Annotated in this window: 17 protein-coding genes, 3 tRNA genes and 1 pseudogene; 15 read left to right on the forward strand and 6 right to left on the reverse strand. The window is 70.1% G+C overall.

The genetic code is table 11. The annotated features are described in order from the left end of the window. On the forward strand, positions 1 to 1,001 hold a 1,001-nt coding region (locus tag AC5Y4Z_RS14035; protein ID WP_499964853.1), incomplete at its 5' end, for an MCE family protein. A gap of 9 nt (positions 1,002 to 1,010) precedes the next feature. Here the strand turns inward: AC5Y4Z_RS14035 and AC5Y4Z_RS14040 are convergent. Continuing rightward, positions 1,011 to 1,083: transfer RNA gene (locus AC5Y4Z_RS14040), tRNA-Arg, on the reverse strand. Between the two features lie 32 nt (positions 1,084 to 1,115). After that, positions 1,116 to 1,207: transfer RNA gene (locus tag AC5Y4Z_RS14045), tRNA-Ser, on the reverse strand. 89 nt (positions 1,208 to 1,296) lie between these two features. Between AC5Y4Z_RS14045 and AC5Y4Z_RS14050 the strand changes: the two genes are divergently transcribed. Both AC5Y4Z_RS14050 and AC5Y4Z_RS14055 read left to right on the forward strand, forming a co-directional pair. Further along, positions 1,297 to 2,370, forward strand: coding sequence for an aromatic amino acid aminotransferase (locus AC5Y4Z_RS14050; protein ID WP_499964855.1), 1,074 nt, complete (start codon positions 1,297 to 1,299; stop codon positions 2,368 to 2,370). A gap of 3 nt (positions 2,371 to 2,373) precedes the next feature. Continuing rightward, positions 2,374 to 2,835 carry a DUF4334 domain-containing protein gene (locus AC5Y4Z_RS14055; RefSeq protein WP_499964858.1) on the forward strand — a complete coding sequence of 154 codons (462 nt, stop codon included), beginning with the start codon at positions 2,374 to 2,376 and terminating at the stop codon, positions 2,833 to 2,835. 78 nt (positions 2,836 to 2,913) lie between these two features. Here AC5Y4Z_RS14055 and AC5Y4Z_RS14060 read toward each other — a convergent pair whose 3' ends face one another. Then, positions 2,914 to 3,498: a TIGR03086 family metal-binding protein gene (locus AC5Y4Z_RS14060; protein WP_499964860.1), complete on the reverse strand. Its 585-nt coding sequence runs from the start codon at positions 3,496 to 3,498 to the stop codon at positions 2,914 to 2,916. Between the two features lie 23 nt (positions 3,499 to 3,521). Here AC5Y4Z_RS14060 and AC5Y4Z_RS14065 point away from each other — a divergent pair, with 23 nt between their 5' ends. Genes AC5Y4Z_RS14065 through AC5Y4Z_RS14080 form a run of 4 tightly spaced genes read left to right on the forward strand, consistent with a single transcriptional unit; the run spans position 3,522 to position 7,000 of the window. Continuing rightward, positions 3,522 to 4,346 (forward strand): crotonase/enoyl-CoA hydratase family protein, encoded by an 825-nt coding sequence (locus tag AC5Y4Z_RS14065; protein WP_499964862.1) that lies wholly within the window; start codon positions 3,522 to 3,524, stop codon positions 4,344 to 4,346. Positions 4,347 to 4,381: 35 nt separating this feature from the next. Continuing rightward, positions 4,382 to 5,620: a lipase LipE gene (gene lipE / locus AC5Y4Z_RS14070; RefSeq protein WP_499964864.1), complete on the forward strand. Its 1,239-nt coding sequence runs from the start codon at positions 4,382 to 4,384 to the stop codon at positions 5,618 to 5,620. A 29-nt stretch (positions 5,621 to 5,649) separates the two neighbouring features. After that, positions 5,650 to 5,841, forward strand: a complete 192-nt coding sequence (locus AC5Y4Z_RS14075) for a hypothetical protein (protein ID WP_499964866.1) — start codon at positions 5,650 to 5,652, stop codon at positions 5,839 to 5,841. Between the two features lie 46 nt (positions 5,842 to 5,887). After that, entirely contained in the window at positions 5,888 to 7,000 is a 1,113-nt protein-coding gene (locus tag AC5Y4Z_RS14080; protein ID WP_499964868.1) for an Rv2629 family ribosome hibernation factor, read from the forward strand. 7 nt (positions 7,001 to 7,007) lie between these two features. On the opposite strand, the gene AC5Y4Z_RS14085 is transcribed toward AC5Y4Z_RS14080, so the two are convergent. Both AC5Y4Z_RS14085 and AC5Y4Z_RS14090 read right to left on the reverse strand, forming a co-directional pair. Continuing rightward, on the reverse strand, positions 7,008 to 8,672 hold the full coding sequence (locus AC5Y4Z_RS14085; protein ID WP_499964870.1) for a serine/threonine-protein kinase PknH/PknJ: 1,665 nt from the start codon (positions 8,670 to 8,672) through the stop codon (positions 7,008 to 7,010). Positions 8,673 to 8,703: 31 nt separating this feature from the next. Then, a tRNA-Ser gene (locus AC5Y4Z_RS14090) sits at positions 8,704 to 8,790 on the reverse strand. 37 nt (positions 8,791 to 8,827) lie between these two features. Here AC5Y4Z_RS14090 and AC5Y4Z_RS14095 point away from each other — a divergent pair. Next, complete coding sequence (locus AC5Y4Z_RS14095; protein ID WP_499964872.1) at positions 8,828 to 9,799, forward strand: NAD(P)H-quinone oxidoreductase; 972 nt, start codon at positions 8,828 to 8,830, stop codon at positions 9,797 to 9,799. Positions 9,800 to 9,876: 77 nt separating this feature from the next. Here AC5Y4Z_RS14095 and AC5Y4Z_RS14100 read toward each other — a convergent pair whose 3' ends face one another. After that, positions 9,877 to 11,073, reverse strand: coding sequence for a cysteine desulfurase-like protein (locus AC5Y4Z_RS14100; protein WP_499964874.1), 1,197 nt, complete (start codon positions 11,071 to 11,073; stop codon positions 9,877 to 9,879). Positions 11,074 to 11,193: 120 nt separating this feature from the next. Between AC5Y4Z_RS14100 and AC5Y4Z_RS14105 the strand changes: the two genes are divergently transcribed. The 7 genes and pseudogenes from AC5Y4Z_RS14105 to AC5Y4Z_RS14135 form a co-directional block, all read left to right on the forward strand. Further along, the gene (locus tag AC5Y4Z_RS14105; protein WP_499964876.1) at positions 11,194 to 13,173 is read left to right on the forward strand and encodes a DUF6541 family protein; all 1,980 of its coding nucleotides are present in this window, start codon (positions 11,194 to 11,196) and stop codon (positions 13,171 to 13,173) included. Positions 13,174 to 13,199: 26 nt separating this feature from the next. Next, positions 13,200 to 13,733, forward strand: a complete 534-nt coding sequence (locus AC5Y4Z_RS14110) for a bacterial proteasome activator family protein (protein ID WP_499964879.1) — start codon at positions 13,200 to 13,202, stop codon at positions 13,731 to 13,733. An 11-nt stretch (positions 13,734 to 13,744) separates the two neighbouring features. Continuing rightward, a complete protein-coding gene (wzt, locus tag AC5Y4Z_RS14115) occupies positions 13,745 to 14,551 on the forward strand; it encodes a galactan export ABC transporter ATP-binding subunit Wzt/RfbE (RefSeq protein WP_499964881.1) in 807 nt (268 codons plus the stop codon). Then, a complete protein-coding gene (glfT1, locus tag AC5Y4Z_RS14120) occupies positions 14,548 to 15,456 on the forward strand; it encodes a galactofuranosyltransferase GlfT1 (protein ID WP_499964883.1) in 909 nt (302 codons plus the stop codon). The genes wzt and glfT1 overlap by 4 nt, the downstream gene beginning before the upstream one ends. Then, positions 15,453 to 16,283 carry a galactan export ABC transporter permease subunit Wzm/RfbD gene (gene wzm, locus AC5Y4Z_RS14125; protein WP_499964885.1) on the forward strand — a complete coding sequence of 277 codons (831 nt, stop codon included), beginning with the start codon at positions 15,453 to 15,455 and terminating at the stop codon, positions 16,281 to 16,283. Before glfT1 ends, wzm begins: the two co-directional genes overlap by 4 nt. A gap of 126 nt (positions 16,284 to 16,409) precedes the next feature. After that, positions 16,410 to 18,176 (forward strand): PE family protein, encoded by a 1,767-nt coding sequence (locus AC5Y4Z_RS14130; RefSeq protein ID WP_499964887.1) that lies wholly within the window; start codon positions 16,410 to 16,412, stop codon positions 18,174 to 18,176. A gap of 73 nt (positions 18,177 to 18,249) precedes the next feature. Continuing rightward, positions 18,250 to 18,453 (forward strand): annotated as a pseudogene (locus tag AC5Y4Z_RS14135) (ABC transporter permease); the annotation flags it as partial. Between the last annotated feature and the right edge of the window lie 180 nt (positions 18,454 to 18,633).

The following is an 18,633-nucleotide window of genomic DNA, read 5'->3' on the forward strand; positions in this document are numbered from 1 at the left end:
CCAACGTCAACGCCGATATCAAGGCGACCACGGTGTTCGGTGGCAAGTATGTGTCGTTGACGACGCCGAAAAACCCGTCGCCGCAGCGGATCTCGCCGCAGACGGTGATCGATGCCCGCTCGGTGACCACCGAGATCAACACGTTGTTCCAGACGATCACCGATATCGCCCAGAAGGTGGATCCGGTCAAGTTGAACCTGACGCTGTCCGCCGCGGCGCAGTCGCTGGCCGGGTTGGGCGAGAAGTTCGGACAGTCGATCGTCAACGCCAACGCGATCCTCGACGATGTCAATCCGCAGCTGCCCCAGGCCCGTCACGACATTCAGCAGCTGGCCGGGTTGGGCGACACCTACGCCAATGCCGCGCCGGATCTGTTCGATTTCCTCAACAACGCGGTGATCACCTCGCGCACCATCAACGCCCATCAAAAGGAGCTGGATCAGGCGTTGCTGTCGGCGGCCGGCTTCGGCAACACCGGCGCCGACATCTTCGAGCGCGGCGGGCCGTATCTGGCGCGCGGCGCCGCCGACCTGGTGCCCACCGCGCAGCTGCTGGACACCTACAGCCCCGAGCTGTACTGCCTGATCCGCAACAACTACGACATCGAACCGGCGGCTGGTGCGGCCTTGGGCAGGCACAATGGCTACTCGCTGAACATGAACATCGAGGTGATGTCGGGGGCGGGCCTCCTGCTGAACCCGGTGTCGGCGGGCGCCCTCGTCGCGCTCACCATGGGGCAGGGCGCGCTGGCCGGGCTGGTGGGCGGCGCCCCGAACCCCTACATCTGGCCCGAGAACCTGCCGCGGATCAACGCACATGGCGGGCCCGGGGGCGCGCCGGGGTGCTGGCAGAAGATCACCCGTCATTTATGGCCGGCGCCTGAGTTGGTGATGGACACCGGCAACAGCCTGGCGCCCTACAACCACCTGGACACCGGTTCGCCGTACGCGATCGAGTACGTGTGGGGCCGCCAGGTTGGCGACAACACGATCAACCCCTAGTCACAAAAGCGCGCCCGAAGGGATTCGAACCCCCAACCTTCTGATCCGTAGTCAGATGCTCTATCCGTTGAGCTACGGGCGCCTGTCTTCAGTTGTCTAGTCCCGAAGGGACCGTGGCGGAGGCGAGAGGATTTGAACCTCCGGTCGCCTTGAAGGGCGACAACTCATTAGCAGTGAGCCCCATTCGGCCGCTCTGGCACGCCTCCATCGGACTTCCTGAGGGTACCCGAACCCTTTTGGCTGTCCCCGAACCGCCGGAGGCATAGCGTACACAGCGCCGACATATGCTGTCGAAGTGACCGCCCGCCTGCGACCCGAGCTGGTCGGGCTGCCCGTCTACGTACCCGGCAAAACGGTCCCCGGCTCCATCAAATTGGCCAGCAACGAGACCGTGCTCGGCCCGCTGCCCAGCGTGCGCACTGCCATCGAACGGGCCACCGAGCGGATCAACCGCTACCCCGACAGCGCCTGCGTCGAGCTCAAGGCGGCGCTGGCCAAACACCTCGGTTCGGATTTCGCCCCCGAGCACGTCGCGGTCGGATGCGGTTCGGTCAGCTTGTGCCAGCAGCTGGTTCAGATCACCGCCTCCGCCGGCGACGAGGTCGTGATGGGCTGGCACAGCTTTGAGCTCTACCCCCCGCAGGTCCAGGTCGCCGGCGCGGTCGCGGTCAAGGTGCCGCTGCGCGACCACACGTTCGACCTGTACGCGATGCTCGCCGCGATCACCGACCGCACCAGGCTGATCTTCGTGTGCAACCCGAACAACCCGACGTCCACGGTCGTCGACCCCGACGCCCTGGCCCGCTTCGTCGAGGCGGTGCCGCCGCACATCCTGATCGCCATCGACGAGGCCTACGTCGAATACATCCGCGACGGCATGCTGCCCGACAGCCTGTCGCTGGCCCGCGCCCGCGGCAATGTCGTTGTGCTGCGGACCTTTTCGAAGGCCTACGGGATGGCGGGCCTGCGCGTGGGCTACGCCGTCGGCCACCCCGACCTGATCACCGCGCTGGACCAGGTCTATGTGCCGTTCTCGGTGACCAGCGTCTCGCAGGCCGCCGCGATCGCGTCGCTGGACGCGGCCGACGAGCTGCTGGCGCGCACCGGCGCCGTGGTCGCCGAGCGCAACCGGGTCAGCGCCGGCCTGCGCGACGCAGGCTATGCCCTGCCGCCGTCGCAGGCCAACTTCGTCTGGCTGCCGTTGGGTCCGCGCACCCAGGACTTCGTGGCGCGGGCCGCCGAGGCGCGCGTGGTGGTCCGCCCGTTCGCGCCCGACGGCGTGCGGGTGACCATCGGGGCGCCGGAGGAGAACGACGCCCTGCTGCGGTTCGCCCGCGACTGGATTTCCCGAACAGAACCCGAGGAGTGACCAATGAGCCTGGCCCGCAAGAAGTTCACCGAGTTCAAGGAGCGCGGCGAGACCATCGCCGATGCCGAGCTCGACGAATTCTGGGCGTCGCTGCAGCCGGCGACCATCGAGGGCATGCTCGGCGAGTGGAAGGGCGGCGAGTTCGTCACCGGCCACAAGATGAACGGCCAGCTGGAAAAGGCCGGCTGGTTCGGCAAGACCTTCACCTCGGCCGCCGACGTGCAGCCGCTGGTCTGCCTGGACGCCGACGGGAACAAGTTCTCCAACAAGGAGATGGGCAAGGGCGAGGCCAGCCTGTGGCTGGAGGACTTCCGCGGCGAGGTCACCGCGACGATGGTCTACGACGGTCAGCCCGTCCACGACCACTTCAAGAAGATCGACGACGACGCGGTGATGGGCATCATGAACGGCAAGGGTGTCCTGGACAACGGCAAGTACTACTACTTCTACCTGGAACGGGTCTAGCGCTGGTCTAGCCCCTCGCCGAGCGTGCGGCTGGCCGCACACTCGACGGCCAGGGTACGGCTGGCCGCACGCTCGCCGTCACCGCCTCGGGTTGCGGCCGGTGAAGGCGACCAGCCGTTCGAGCGCGTCGGCATCGGCCGGCACGTCGACCGGGTCGTCGAACCCGGCGCCGCCGCGCACTTCCGGCCTGATGATCCCCCGCGCCAAGTCCAGCACGTACTCGGCCAGCGGTTCGGGGGCGTCGACCTCGTGACCCACCGCGGTCGCGTAATCCCAAGCGTGGACCAGGAATTCGAGCGACAGGATGGCGCAAGCCGACTTGGCCGGCAGCTCCGCCTTGCCGAACGGCACGGTGCCGTCCAGGCCGTGGCGGTGCCACGCGTCCAGCGCCGGGCGGGCCGCGGCGACGATTTGCCGTTCCGCCGAGTCGCCCTCGTCGGGCTGTGGAATCTCGGCGCCGACCATGCCCCCGAGCCCGGTGATGGACTTCAGCAGGTGGGCGGTCAGCTGCGTCACGTCGAACTCCGCGCACGGGGTGGGCCGCGCCATGTCGTCGGCGGCGATGGTGTGCAGGACGCGCTGCAGCACGCCCAGCGTGTCCTCGGCGCTGTGCAGCTCGTCGGTCGGTACGGAATGAGGTCCGGGTCGCAGATCACGAGGCATGTTTGCCACGCTACGGTCTCGCTATGGCCGAAACATACGAATCCGTCACCGTCGAAACCAAGGACCAGGTCGCGCAGGTGACGCTGATCGGCCCGGGCAAGGGCAACGCGATGGGGCCCGCCTTCTGGTCGGAGATGCCCGAGGTGTTCGCGAAGCTCGACGCCGACCGCGACGTGCGGGCCATCGTGCTCACCGGGTCGGGCCGCAACTTCAGCTACGGCCTGGACCTGCCGGCCATGGGCGGATCGCTGACCGCGGTCATGACCGACGCCGCGTCGGCCCGCCCGCGCGCCGAATTCCACGCCGAGGTCCGGCGCATGCAGAACGCGATCAGCGCGGTCGCCGACTGCCGCACCCCCACCATCGCCGCGGTGCACGGCTGGTGCATCGGCGGCGGCGTCGACCTGATCTCCGCGGTGGACATCCGCTACGCCAGCGCCGACGCCAAGTTCTCGGTGCGCGAGGTCAAGCTCGCCATCGTCGCCGACGTGGGCAGCCTGGCGCGCCTGCCGCTGATCCTGTCCGACGGGCACCTGCGCGAGCTGGCGCTGACGGGCAAGGACATCGACGCCGCCCGCGCCGAGAAGATCGGCCTGGTCAACGACGTCTACGCCGACGCCGACGCCACGCTGGCCGCGGCCCACGCCACCGCCGCCGAGATCGCCGCCAACCCGCCGCTGACCGTCCACGGCGTCAAGGACGTCCTCGACCAGCAACGCATCGCGGCGGTGTCGGCGAGCCTGCGCTACGTCGCGGCCTGGAACGCGGCCTTCTTGCCGTCGAAGGACCTGACCGAGGGGATCTCGGCGACGTTCGCCAAGCGTCCGCCCCAGTTCACCGGGGAATAGCGGGGCCCCGCCGGGGGCCACGTACCCTCGCTGAGGTGACGACTCCGGACGGCAGAATCCGCGTCCCGGCCGACCTGGACGCCGTGACCGCGGTCGGCGACGAGGACCACTCCCAGATCGACGGCGCGGCCGTCGAACGCATCTGGCGGGCGGCGCGGCACTGGTATGAGGCCGGCTTCCACCCCGCGATCCAGCTGTGCCTGCGGCACCGCGGCCGCGTCGTGCTCAACCGCGCGATCGGGCACGGCTGGGGCAACGCCCCCACCGACGAGCCGGATGCGGAGAAGGTGCCCGTCACCACGGACACGCCGTTCTGCGTGTACTCGGCGGCCAAGGGCATCACCGCGACCGTGGTGCACATGCTCGTCGAGCGGGGCGTCTTCTCCCTCGACGACCGGGTCTGCGAATACATCCCCAGCTACACCAGCCACGGCAAGCATCGGACCACCATCCGGCACGTCCTGACCCACAGCGCGGGTGTCCCCTTCCCCACCGGGCCGCGACCGGACCTGCGCCGGGCGGACGACCACGAGTACGCGCAGGAGCAGCTCGGCAAGCTGCGACCGCTCTACCGGCCGGGGTTGGTGCACATCTACCACGCGCTGACGTGGGGGCCGCTGATGCGTGAAATCGTCTACGCCGCCGCCGGCAAGGACATTCGCGAGATCCTGGCCGCCGAGATCCTCGACCCGCTCGGCTTCCGGTGGACCAACTTCGGCGTCGCCACGCAGGACATCCCGCTGGTCGCGCCCAGCCACGCCACCGGGCGACCGCTGCCGCCGGTGATCGCGGCGATCTTCCGCAGGGCGATCGGCGGAACGGTGCACGAGATCATCCCCTACACGAACTCCCCGGCGTTCCTGTCCACCGTCGTCCCCTCGTCCAACACCATTTCGACCGCCGACGAGCTGTCCCGGTTCGCCGAGATGTGGCGGCGCGGTGGGGAACTCGACGGTGTGCGGATCATCAGCGCCGAACGGATGTACGAGGCGGTGCAGGAATGCCGGCGATTGCGGCCGGACTTCGCGGTGGGGCTGCAGCCGGCCCGCTGGGGCACCGGCTACATGCTGGGCACGAAGCGGTTCGGCCCGTTCGGGCGCAACGCCCCGGCGGCGTTCGGGAACCTCGGCCTGGCCAACATCGCGATCTGGGCCGACCCGGCGCGCGCGCTGGCCGCCGGCTTGATCAGCAGCGGCAAGCCGGGCCGCGATCCCGAGATCCGCCGCTACACCGCCCTGATGGACACCATCGCCGCCGAGATTCCGATCGGTTGAGTCCGCCCGGCGGTGGGAACACTGCGGGCATGGCTACGTATCGAGTGCTCAACCCGAAGGGCGAGGTCGTCGCGACCAAAGAGATCGACAGCGCCGACAAGGCGCACGCATGGTTCGCCGACGACGCCGTCGAGGGCAACGAACTCGGCTGGCGCATGGAAGTCGAGCAGAACGGCGAGTGGCACTTCTTCGACCACAGCGAAGGCGACCGAAGCTACTAGCGGCTATCGGGGTTTGTCTTCCAACAGGCGGGGCACCCAACTACGCATGGACTCTGACCGCTTCCGTAGGCTGCTGGACGCGCCGAGGCCGTTCGCGTCGGTCTACTTCGACGACTCCCACGACACGCATGACGCCGAGGCTCAGCTCGACCTGAAATGGCGGGCGGTGCGCGAGGAGCTCGAAAGCCAGGGTGCGGCCGCGACCGTCATCGAGGGCATCGAGGACGCGGTCATGAACCTGCGTCCGCCCATCGGTCAGAGCGGTCGTGCGGTGGTCGCCGATGCCGAGGGCGTGGTGATCAACGAGCATCTGGCGCGGCCCACCGCGGCCACCGTCGTCCGGGTCTCCGAATTGCCTTATGTCGTCCCGATTCTCGAGCAGCGCTTCGATCATCCCGATTACGTGCTGGTGGTCGTCGACCACAGCGGCGCGGACATCACCACCCACATCGGGGGCACGCTGCGATCGGAAACCGTTGACGGGGGCGGCTATCCGGTGCACAAGGCCGCCAGCGCCGAAACCGCGGGCTACGGCGATCCGCAGCCGCGCACAGACGAGGCCGCGCGCAAGAACGTCCGCGCCGTCGCCGACCGCGTCGGCGAGCTCGTGGACGACAAGGCCGTCGATGTCATCTTCGTCGTCGGCGAGGTGCGCTCGCGCTCGGACCTGCTTTCCGCGCTGCCGGAACGGCTGCGGGACCGCGCGGTCGCGCTCGAGGTCGGGGCGCGGCACAGCGGTCACGACTTCTCCGAGATCGAGCAGGCCATCGAGGACGAGTTCGTCCAGCGCCAGGCGCGCACGATAGACACTGTCGCACAACGCTTTACCGCCGAGATCGGCCGGCAGTCCGGGCTGGCCGCCGAGGGGCTCGGGCCGGTGTGCTCCGCGCTGCGGCAGGGCGCGGTCGAGACGCTGATCGTCGGTGATCTCGGCGACGCCACCGTCGTCGCCGACGAGGGTTTGACGACCGTCGCCCCCAACGAGAACGTGCTGTCCGAGCAGGGCGCCGCTCCGGCCAAGACGCTGCGGGCCGACGAGGCGCTGCCGCTGTTCGCGATCTCGGTGGGGGCCTCCCTGCTGCACGCCGGCGAACGGATCGCACCGGCCGACGGTGTGGGCGCGGTGTTGCGCTACGCGCCGAGCCTGCACGCCGGCTGACCGAAAATCACTGCGGCGCTTGCGATACCTTCGTGGCGATCTGACGCGCGATGGTGAACGCGGCGGCGGTCGGGCCGCCGCAGGTCTGCACGTCGACGGCGACGTTCTCGGCGACGGTCAGCGCCCGCTGACAGGTCAGGGTGTCGACGCCCTTCGAGCCGGCCAGGGTGGCGCTCAGGGTGCCGTTTGCGGTGGAGAGCGGCCCCACGGTTTCCACCAGTGAGTTGCCGCTCATCGTGACCGTGAACTGCCGGTTGGAGCAGGCCTGCCAGCTTTGGGTGGAGGCGGTGAAAAAGGCGCGGGCATCGCTCGTGGACGAAAACGCCACCACCGCCTGGATGACGGCGGCCGTTTCGTTGACGGCCCCGACCGACTGCGCGCGCAACGCCTTCCAGCCGCGGCCCGCGTACACGGCGTCCTGCACCGGGCCGTACACGCCGAGGCAGGCCTGGTCGGACACGAAGCCGCCGGCGTCGAGCATCGAGGTCACGGTTTCCTTGGCCGTCATATCGGTGACGCCCATCGCGGTGCCGAGTTGCTCCGGGCTGAGCAGCAGACCCGGCAGCGCCGTCGGCGCGATCGCGGTGGCCGGCTGCGACGTGAGGTGTTGGGACGCCGACGTGCGCGGCCGCAACAGGTAGCCGCTGACCCCGACGGCGGCCGCGACCGCGATGAGGGCGACAGCGACAGAGGCCCACAACAGCCCGCGGCGCGCGCGCTGCTCCGGTGGCGCGGCGACGGGCGGCCAGCTCGCCGAGTATTGCGGCGGCGCGGCCGGATTCGGGTAGGCCGGCGCGGGTGGCGGTTGATCGTCGGACACGGTCACCGCGACATCGGCGGGCGGGACGCGCGACGGCGCGCTGGTCAGGGCGCGGCGGGCGGCGGAGGCCAGGTCGTCGGCGCTCTGATAGCGCTGGTCGGGGTCTTTGGCCATGCCGCGGGCGATCACCTCGTCCATCGCGATCGGCACGCCGGCGCGCTGTCTACTGGGCCGGGGTGGGGTCATCCGCACGTGCCCCGCGATCTGTTGGCCCATGCTGTCGCCGGGGTAGGGCCGGCGTCCGGTCAGGCACTCGTGCAGCACGCAGGCCAGCGCGTAGACGTCCGAACGCGCGTCGGCGATCCCCTCGGTGAAGCGCTCGGGCGCCATGTAGGCCGGGGTGCCCACGATCATGCCGGTGCCCGTCAGCCTGGTGGCCGCGCCGTCATGGGCGATGCCGAAGTCGATCAGGTAGACGAAGTCGCGCCCGGTCATCAGCGCGTTGGACGGTTTGACGTCGCGGTGCACCAGCCCCACGGCATGCGCGGCATCCAGCGCCGCGGCCAGCTGCTCGACGACGTGGACCGCCCGCGCCGGGCTCATCGGCCCGTCGCGCAGCAACACGCTGTCCACGTCGATGCCCTCGATGACCGGCATCACCAGATAGAGCCGCCCGTCGATCTCGCCGGCCTCGTGCACCGGGATGATGTGCGGCTCGGTCAACCGGGCGGCGGTGTAGGTCTCGCGCCGGAAGCGTTCCTCGTACCCCGGTTCGCTGGCGATCTCGGGCGGCAACACCTTGATCGCCACGTCGCGGTCCATCACGGTGTCGTGGGCCTTGTACACCCGGCCCATGCCGCCCTCGCCGATCAGCGACTGCAGCCGGTAACGGCCGAACGCCACCTCATCCACCGGCACGCCTCTTTCGCCCGAGGTCACACGGCGGTGGCGGAGGGATTTGAACCCCCGGACGGTTTTAGCCGTCTCTCGCTTTCAAGGCGAGTGCATTAGGCCGCTCTGCCACGCCACCGCCCATAAGGGTAACGGCGCTTAGTAGCGTGGCAGACATGCGCGCCATCGTCGCCGAATCCCCCGATCAGCTGTCCTGGCAGGACGTGCCCGACGTCACCGCCGGTCCCGGCGAGGTGCTGATCAAGGTGGCCGCCGCCGGAGTCAACCGCGCCGACGTGCTGCAGGCCGCCGGCAAATACCCGCCGCCGCCGGGCGCCAGCGACATCATCGGCATGGAGGTCTCGGGGACCGTCGCCGAGGTCGGTTCGGACGTCACCGAATGGTCTGTGGGGCAAGAGGTTTGCGCGCTGCTGGCCGGCGGCGGCTACGCCGAGTACGTCGCGGTGCCCGCCGGCCAGGTGATGCCCGTCCCCGGCGGTGTGGACCTCGTCGACGCCGCCGGGTTGCCCGAAGTGGCATGCACCGTGTGGTCGAACCTGGTGATGACCGCCCACTTGGGCGAGGGCCAGGTGCTGCTGATGCACGGCGGCGCCAGCGGCATCGGCACCCACGCGATCCAGGTCGCGCGGGCGCTGGGCGCGCGCGTGGCCGTCACCGCGGGGTCGGCGGAAAAGCTGCAGTTCTGCCGCGAGCTGGGCGCCGAGATCACCATCAACTACCGCGACGAGGACTTCGTGGCCCGGCTGCGGGACGAAAGCGACGGCGCCGACGTGATTTTCGACATCATGGGCGCGGCCTACCTGGACCGCAACATCGACGCCCTGGCCACCGACGGGCAGCTGGTCATCATCGGCATGCAGGGCGGGGTGAAGGGTGAGCTCAACATCGGCAAGCTGCTGATGAAGCGGGCCCGGGTCATCGGGACCACGCTGCGGGCCCGTCCGGTCAGCGGCCGCAACAGCAAGACCGAGATCGTCCAGGCAGTGACGGCCTCGGTCTGGCCGATGATCGCCGAGGGTCGGGTGCGCCCGATCATCGGCGCGCGCCTGCCCATCCAAGAGGCGGGCGCGGCACACCGACAGCTGGTGTCAGGCGAGGTGACCGGGAAGGTCGTGCTGACGGTCTAGGAGGAGTCCGCGAGCCGAACGTGGCTGCGACTTACGGTCCGGATTTTCGCCGTGCCGTTCGGCTCGCGGACCGACGATCAGCCCAGCGACGCCAGCGCGCGCACCAACTGGTCGACCTCGGCGGTCGTCGAGTAGTGCGCCAGCCCGATGGTGACGGCGCCGCCCACGTCGTCGACGCCCAGCACGTCCAGGGCGCGGGAGCTCTCGTTCGAGACGGCCAGAATCCCGTTGTCCGCCAGGCGCTGCACCACGCGTTCGGCGGGCACCTCTTGCAGGGCGAAGCTGACCACCGGGATCCGCGCTTCGGGGCGGCCGATCACCATCACCAGCGGCAGCGACCGCAACGACACCATCAGGTAGTCGAACACCCGGTTCAGATACGACGTCGCCGATTGCGTTGAGACCGAGAGGCGTTCGCGCCGGCTGCCGCGGGCGGACTCGTCGAGCGCAGCGAGGTATTCGATGCTGGCGACCAACCCGGCCAGCAGGCCGTACTGGTGCGCGCCGACCTCCAGGCGCGCGGGCCCCGCGGCCTGCGGGTCGTTGGAAACCGCGCCGAACGTGTTGATCAGCGCCGGGTCGCGGAACACCATCGCGCCGATCGGGGGGCCGCCCCACGCCAGCGCGTTCACCGCGACGACGTCGGCGTCGGTTTCCTTGACGTCGAGCAGCCGGTACGGCGCGGCGGCGGAGTGGTCGACCACCACCAGCCCGCCGACGTCGTGCACCAGCTTGGTCATCGCCCGCAGATCGGTGACGGTGCCGAGCGTGCCCGACGCCGAGGCGACCGCGACGAGCCGGGTCGACTTGCCGATCAGGCCCTCCCACTGCCAGGTCGGCAGCTCGCCGGTCTCGATGTCGATCTCGGCCCACTTCACCTTGGCGCCGTAGCGGTGCGCCGCGCGCAGCCACGGGGCGATGTTGGCCTCGTCGTCGAGCCGGCTGACGATCACCTCGTAGCCCAGGCCGGCCCGCGAGGACGACGCCTCGGCCAGCGACGACAACAGGATTGCGCGGTCGGCGCCCAGGACGACGCCCGCCGGGTCGGCGTTGAACAGGTCGGCGACGGCCTCACGCGCCGCGTCGAGGATGGTCGCGCTGCGCCGCGCCGACGGGTGCGCCCCCGCGGTGGTGGCGCTGGACCGGCGGAAAGCCGTCGACACGGTGGTCGCGACGGAATCCGGGATGAGCATGCCGGCCGGGGCGTCGAAGTGCACCCACCCGTCACCCAGCGACGGATGCAGTCCGCGCACCCGGGCGACGTCGTAAGCCATGCCAGCCACCTTAGAGCTTCCGCAATTCCGCGAAATTGTGACGGTAGCGGGTGCCCCCTAGGCATTCCAGCCGGAACGAGGCTTGGCGAGCCGGGCCACCCGGGCAGCCATACTAGTCGAGTGGGGCTCTGGATCGGAACGCTGCTCGCACTGTTCTTGCTGATCGCGCCCGGTGTGATCGTCGCCCGCATTACCCAGCTAACTTGGCCGGTGGCCATTGCGGTTGGCCCCGCGCTGACGTACGGCGTGGTGGCGATGGCGATCATTCCCTTCGGCGCGCTCGGAATCCCTTGGAACGGTTGGACTGCGCTGGCCGCGCTCGTCGCGGTGTGCGTGGTGGCGACCGGTTTGCAGCTTGGGCTGGCCCGCTACCGCGACACCGAGACCGAGGCCCGTGGGATCGGCCGCGGGCCGGCGGTGCTGGTGGCCGCGGGTGTGCTGCTGGGCGTCGCGCTGATCATGTGGGCGGCCTATCGCGGCCTGACGCACTGGGAGTCGGTGCCCAGCACGTGGGACGCGGTGTGGCACGCCAACGAGGTGCGCTACATCCTCGACACCGGCCAGGCGTCGTCGACCCACATGGGCGAGCTCCGCAACGTCGAGACGCATCAGCCCCTGTACTACCCGTCGGTGTTCCACGCCCTGACCGCGGTCTACTGTCAGCTCACCGGGGCGGCGCCCACCACCGGCTACACCATCAATTCGCTGGCCGCGTCGGTGTGGCTGTTCCCGTCCAGCGCCGCCACGCTCAGCTGGTTTTTGCTGCGCCCGATCAGCACGCCGTGGCGCGCGGCGGGCGTGTCGGCCACGGCCGCGGCGCTGTCGGCGTCGTTCACCTCGGTGCCCTACGTCGAGTTCGGCGTCGCGGCGATGCCCAACCTGGCCGCCTACGGGGTCGCGATTCCGACGTTCGTCCTGATCGCGTCGACGCTGCGCCACCGCGACCGCATCCCGGCGGCGGTGCTGGCGCTGGTGGGCGTCCTGTCGGTGCACCTGACCGGGGGCTTCATCGTCATCCTGTTCCTGCTGGCCTGGTGGCTGCTGGACGCCCTGTGGCATCCGATGCGCGGCCGCCTGGGCGACACGCTCACCCTGGCCGCCGTGGGCGTGCCCGCGGCCGCGGTGCTGGCGCCGCAGTTCCTCGGCGTGCTGCGGCAGGCCGACATCATCGCCGGGCACGCGTTCCCCAGCTTCAAAAGCGCCAAGCAGGGCGTCATCGACGCGCTGCTGCTGCACACCCGCCACCTCAACGACTTCCCGACGCAGTACTCCCTCGTGGCCCTCGCGGCGATCGGGATGGTGATGCTGCTGTACAGAAGGATCTGGTGGCCGCCCGCCGTCTGGCTGGTGCTGACGGTGGCGACCATCTACTCGGGGGCGCCGTTTCGCAACCCGCTCGGTCGCGCCATCGAAGAGTTCAGCCAGTTCTTCTACAACGACCCGCGCCGGCTCACGGCGGTGGTGACGATGCTCGTCACGCCGATGGCGGGCCTGGCGCTGTTCGCGATCGTGGTGGCCGGGGCCGCCCTGACCCGACGCCTCGCCGGCCGGTTCACCCGGTTGCCGACCCCGGCCTGGACGGCGGCCACGGCGGTCGTGCTGGTGCTGGTCACCGTGCTCGCCGGCCGGCACTACCTGTATCGCCATCTGGTGCTGTTCGGCGACAAGTACGACTCGGTGATGGTCGACCAGCGCGACCTGATGGCGATGGCCTACCTGGCCAGCCTCCCGGGCGCCCGCGACACCGTGATCGGCGACTCGAACGTCGACGGCACGGCCTGGATGTACGCCGTCGCCGACCTGCACCCGCTGTGGACCCACTACGACTTCCCACAGCAGACCGGGCCCGGCTACTACCGCTACATCTTCTGGACCTCGGCGCGCAAGGGCGAGTCGGATCCCAAGGTGGTCGAGGCGATTAAAGCGCTCAATATCCGGTACATCCTCACTAGCACGCCCACGGTAAGGGGGTTCGCCGTGCCCGACGGGCTAGTGTCTCTGGATACGTCGCCGTCGTGGACGATGATCTACGACAACGGTGGCGCTCGGATCTACGAGTGGCGTCCGGATGCCGCGGCAGATGATTCGAGGCGCCCCTAAGGTCTCCCAGAAGGATGGTGAATGCAATGACTAGCGGCAACGACGACTCGGACGGCATCGAGGTCATCGGCGGCGTCGACCCGCGGATCATGGCGCTGCGCTCGATGGACGACAGCGAGGGCGACGACGACGAGCGCTCGCTGACCGACCTGGTCGAGCAGCCCGCCAAGGTGATGCGGATCGGCACCATGATCAAGCAGCTGCTCGAGGAGGTCCGCGCGGCCCCGCTGGACGAGGCCAGCCGCAACCGGCTGCGCGAGATCCACGCCACCAGCATCCGTGAGCTGGAAGACGGCCTGGCCCCCGAGCTGCGCGAGGAGCTGGACCGGCTGACCCTGCCGTTCAACGAGGGCGCCGCGCCGTCGGACGCCGAGTTGCGCATCGCCCAGGCGCAGCTGGTGGGCTGGCTGGAGGGGCTGTTCCACGGCATCCAGACCGCGCTGTTCGCCCAGCAGATGGCCGCGCGTGCGCAGCTGGAGCAGATGCGCCAGGGCGCCCTGCCGCCGGGAATCAGCCGAGCGGGCCACGGCCCCGGCTCGGGCACCGGGCAATACCTGTAGGGCAGGCGCCAGTGTCCGGTCCTCGCGGTGCCCATATCGAGACGCGCGACGCGTGGGTGGAATTTCCCATCTTCGACGCCAAATCTCGGTCGCTGAAGAAGGCGTTTTTGGGCAAGGCGGGCGGCACCATCGGCCGCAACAACTCCAACGTCGTCGTCATCGAGGCGTTGCGGGACATCACGATGACGCTGGAGCTGGGCGACCGGGTCGGCCTGGTCGGGCACAACGGGGCCGGGAAATCGACTCTGCTGCGGCTACTTTCGGGCATCTACGAGCCCACACGGGGCTCCGCCATGGTGACCGGCCGCGTCGCGCCGGTGTTCGATCTGGGCATCGGCATGGACCCCGAGATCTCCGGCTACGAGAACATCATCATCCGCGGCCTGTTCCTCGGGCAGACCCGCAAGCAGATGCTTGCCAAGGTCGACGAAATCGCCGAGTTCACCGAGCTGGGCGACTACTTGTCGATGCCGCTGCGCACCTACTCCACCGGGATGCGGGTACGGCTGGCGATGGGCGTGGTCACCAGCATCGACCCCGAGATCCTGCTCCTCGACGAGGGCATCGGCGCGGTGGACGCCGACTTTCTGAAGAAGGCGCAGTCGCGGTTGCAGAGCCTGGTGGAGCGTTCCGGAATCCTGGTGTTCGCCAGCCATTCCAACGAGTTCCTGGCCCGGCTGTGCAAGACCGCGATGTGGATCGACCACGGCGTCATCCGCATGACCGGCGGCATCGAGGACGTGGTGCGCGCGTACGAGGGTGAGGACGCCGCCCGGCACGTGCGCGAGGTACTGGCCGAGACCGCCGGACAGCCATGAGCGAGACCGTGTTCGCCGTCGTGGTCACCCACCGGCGCCCCGACGAGCTGGCCAAGTCGCTGGATGCGCTGAGCACACAGACCCGGACACCCGACCATCTGATCGTGGTCGACAACGGCGATGACGCGCGGGTCCGGGATTTGGTTGCGGGCCAACCGATCCCGACTACCTACCTGGGGTCGCGCCGCAACCTCGGCGGCGCCGGCGGTTTCGCGCTGGGCATGTTGCACGCGCTGGCCCGGGGCGCCGACTGGGTGTGGCTCGCCGACGACGACGGGCGGCCGCAGGACTCGAACGTGCTGGCGACGCTGCTGGCGTGCGCCGACAAACACGGCCTCGCCGAGGTCTCGCCGATGGTGTGCAACATGGACGACCCCCAGCGGCTGGCGTTTCCGTTGCGGCGCGGGCTGGTATGGCGAAGGCGCGCAAGCGAATTGCGCACCGAGCCCGGGCAGGATCTGCTGCGCGGGATCGCGTCGTTGTTCAACGGCGCGCTGTTTCGGGCGTCGACGCTGGAATCGATCGGCGTGCCCGACCTGCGGCTGTTCATCCGCGGCGACGAGGTCGAGATGCACCGCCGCCTGGTTCGCTCCGGCCTGCCGTTCGGAACCTGCCTGGACACGATTTATCTGCACCCGTGCGGATCCGACGAATTCCGGCCGATCCTGGGCGGGCGGATGCACACCCAGTACCCCGACGACCACACCAAGCGGTTCTTCACCTACCGCAACCGCGGATACCTACTGTCACAGCCGGGCCTGCGCAAGCTGCTGGCCCAGGAATGGCTCCGGTTCGGGTGGTTCTTCCTGGTGACCCGCCGCGACCCGGCGGGGCTCGTGGAGTGGATTCGGTTGCGCCGCTTGGGGCGTCGCGAGCGGTTCGGCAAAGCGGGAGGAGCGCCATGACCTTCATCGACGCGGCGGCCCAGTCGCGAACGCTGGCGCGCGCCCGCGGCGATCTGGTCGACGGCTTCCGCCGCCACGAGCTGTGGCTGCACCTGGGCTGGCAGGACATCAAGCAGCGCTACCGCCGTTCGGTGCTGGGGCCGTTCTGGATCACCATCGCGACCGGCACCACGGCCGTGGCGATGGGCGGCCTGTACTCCAAGCTGTTCCACCTCGAGCTGGCGGTGCACCTGCCCTACGTGACGCTCGGGCTGATCATCTGGAACCTGATCAACGCCTCGATCCTGGAGGGCGCCGACGTGTTCGTCGCCAACGAGGGTTTGATCAAGCAGTTGCCCACGCCGCTTTCCGTGCACGTCTACCGGCTGGTGTGGCGGCAGATGATTCTGTTCGCGCACAACATCGTCATCTACGCCGTCGTCGCGATCATCTATCCCAAGCCGTGGTCGTGGGCCGATCTGTCGGTCATCCCGGCGCTGGGGCTGATCGTGGCCAATTGCATCTGGGTGTCACTGTGTTTCGGCATCCTGGCCACCCGCTACCGCGACATCGGCCCGCTGCTGTTCTCGGTCGTGCAGCTGCTGTTTTTCATGACGCCGATCATCTGGAACGACGACACGCTGCGGCAGCAGAACGCCGGGCGCTGGTCGAGCATCGTCGAGCTCAACCCGCTGCTGCACTACCTCGACATCGTCCGGGCGCCGCTGCTGGGCTCGCATCAGGAATTGCGCCACTGGGTGGTCGTCCTGGTGCTGACGGTCGTCGGTTGGGTGCTGGCCGCCTTCGCGATGCGCCAATACCGCGCGCGGGTTCCCTACTGGGTGTAGCCGCGGGCAGCCGAGGCAACAATATGGCCGAAGCTCCGCCAAGCTGCCTGAGCGTCGATAACATCAGCCGGACCAGCGCTCGGCGATGCACGCCGGACCGCCGGTGTTCCGCCGGGAGGTTAGAGCATGGCGTTTGTAGTTGCGGCACCGGAGACACTGACGGCGGCGGCGGCCGAGCTGTCGGACATCGGTTCGGCGATCAACGCCGCCGGCACCGCGGCGGCGACCAATACGACTGGGGTGCTGGCCGCGGCAGCGGACGAGGTGTCGGTGCAGATCGCTGCGCTGTTCGGGGCGCACGCCCTGGAATATCAGGCGCTGAGCGGTCAAGTAGCGGCTTTTCATGATCAATTCGTGCGGGCGATGACCGCCGGCGCATCGTCCTACGCCACCACGGAAGCGGCCAACGCGTCTCCCTTGCAGAGCGTCGAGCAGGACGTGCTGGCAGCGGTCAATGCGCCGACCGAGGCCTTGATGGGGCGCCCGCTGATCGGCAACGGTGCCGCCGGGGGGACCGTCAACGGGGTGGGGCAGCCGGGCGGTGCCGGCGGCATCTTGTACGGCAACGGAGGCGCGGGTGGTGCCAGCACGGCCGCCGGGGTGGCCGGGGGCGCCGGTGGCGGCGCGGGACTGATCGGCGCCGGCGGGCCCGGTGGCATGGGCGGCGCCGGCGCCGTCGGCGGTCACGGCGGCAGCGGCGGGCTGCTTTCCGGCAACGGCGGCATCGGTGGGGCCGGTGGGGCCGCCGTGGCCGGCGTCAACGGCGGCAACCCCGGGCAAGGGGGGACCGGCGGCGACGCCGCCCTGTTCGGCAATGGCGGCGCCGGCGGGCCAGGCGGCGCCGGTCTGGCCGGGGCGAATGGCGTGAACCCCACCCCGGCCGGCACCGCGGGCAACGGAAGCAACGGCACCTCTAATTTCATCAGCGGCTCGGGAGCCGTCACGGCGGGCGGTGGCCCCGGCACCGCCGGAGACAGCGTGGCCGGACAGGCCGGGGGTACCGGCGGCGGCGGCGGCATCGGGTCAGCCACGGGCAATGGCACGGGTACCAACTTCGTCACGGCCGCCGGTGGTGCCGGTGGTCCTGGAGGCGCCGCCGGTGCGGGCGCGACGGGCGGAGCCGGCGGTCTTGGCGGCATCGCGACGGCAACAGAAAACGGCGGCGCCATGAATAGCAGTGCCATTGCCATTGGTGGCGCCGGCGGGGCCGGGGCCGGCGGCGGCGTCACGGGCGGCGCGGGCGGGGCAGGCGGAGCAGGCGGTTCGGCGACCGCCTCCGGCGTTGGAAACGACTTTGTCCGAGCCGTCGGCGGCGTGGGCGGGAACGGCGGCAACGGCGCCACGGGCGCGGCCGGTGGCGCCGGCGGGACCGGCGGTGCGGGCGGAAACGGCGGTCACGGCGGGCTGCTCGTCGGCGACGGTGGCGCCGGCGGCGCAGGAGGCATCGGCGGCATCGGCGGTGGCGCCGCCACGGGCGGCGCCGGAGGTGCGGGCGGCGCCGGCGGAACCACGATCAGCAACGGCCTCGCAGGGCCTACCGCAAGCGCCGGAGACGGTGGCGACGGCGGCGCCGGCGGGGCCGGCGGCGCCGGAGGAAGCGGCGGCCAGGGCGGACAGGGCGGTGCCGGCGGGCTGCTGGCCGGCTCTGGCGGCACCGGCGGGGGCGGCGGCATCGGGGGCGCCGGGGGCACCGGGGGACACGGCGGCAACGGCGCCGCATCCGGCGGAACCGGCGGGACTGACGGTGGGGCGGGCGCCGGTGGCGCCGGGGGCACCGGGGGCACCCCGGGCAGCGGCGGCAGCGGCGGGGCAGGTGGCACCCCGGGCGCCGCCGGCGCCGTCGGCACGCTTGGTTCCACGGGCACGCCCGGCACGGGCGGCAATCCCGGGTAGCGCCTCCCGCCATCCCGCGCTCGACGTCCGAGACGAAGGTCTTCGCCCTAGAAGCCGGATGGCGTGCATGCCATTGCGGCAACAGAACGCCGGGCGCTGGTCGAGCATCGTCGAGCTCAACCCGCTGCTGCACCACCTCGACATCGTCCGGGCGCCGCTGCCGCGCTCGCATCAGGAATTGCGCCACTGGGTGGTGGTCCTGGTGCTGACGGTCGTCGGCTGGGTGCTCGCGGCCTTCGCGATGCGCCAATACCGCGCGCGGGTTCCCTACCGGGTGTCGCCGCCCGAGCGTGCCTTACTCGGCGGCCCCGGGCGGGGCGGCGCTGAGCTCGAGGTGCTGCCGCACGGTCCCGGTCTGCACCGCGTGCAGGCCCAGCCGGGTGATGCCGACGTAGTTTTCGTGGAATTTCGGCACGCACAAGCGTCGCAGCAAGCCCTGGCGTTCGAGAAGCTGCAT

The organism is Mycobacterium sp. NGS63 (genome assembly GCF_059812295.1).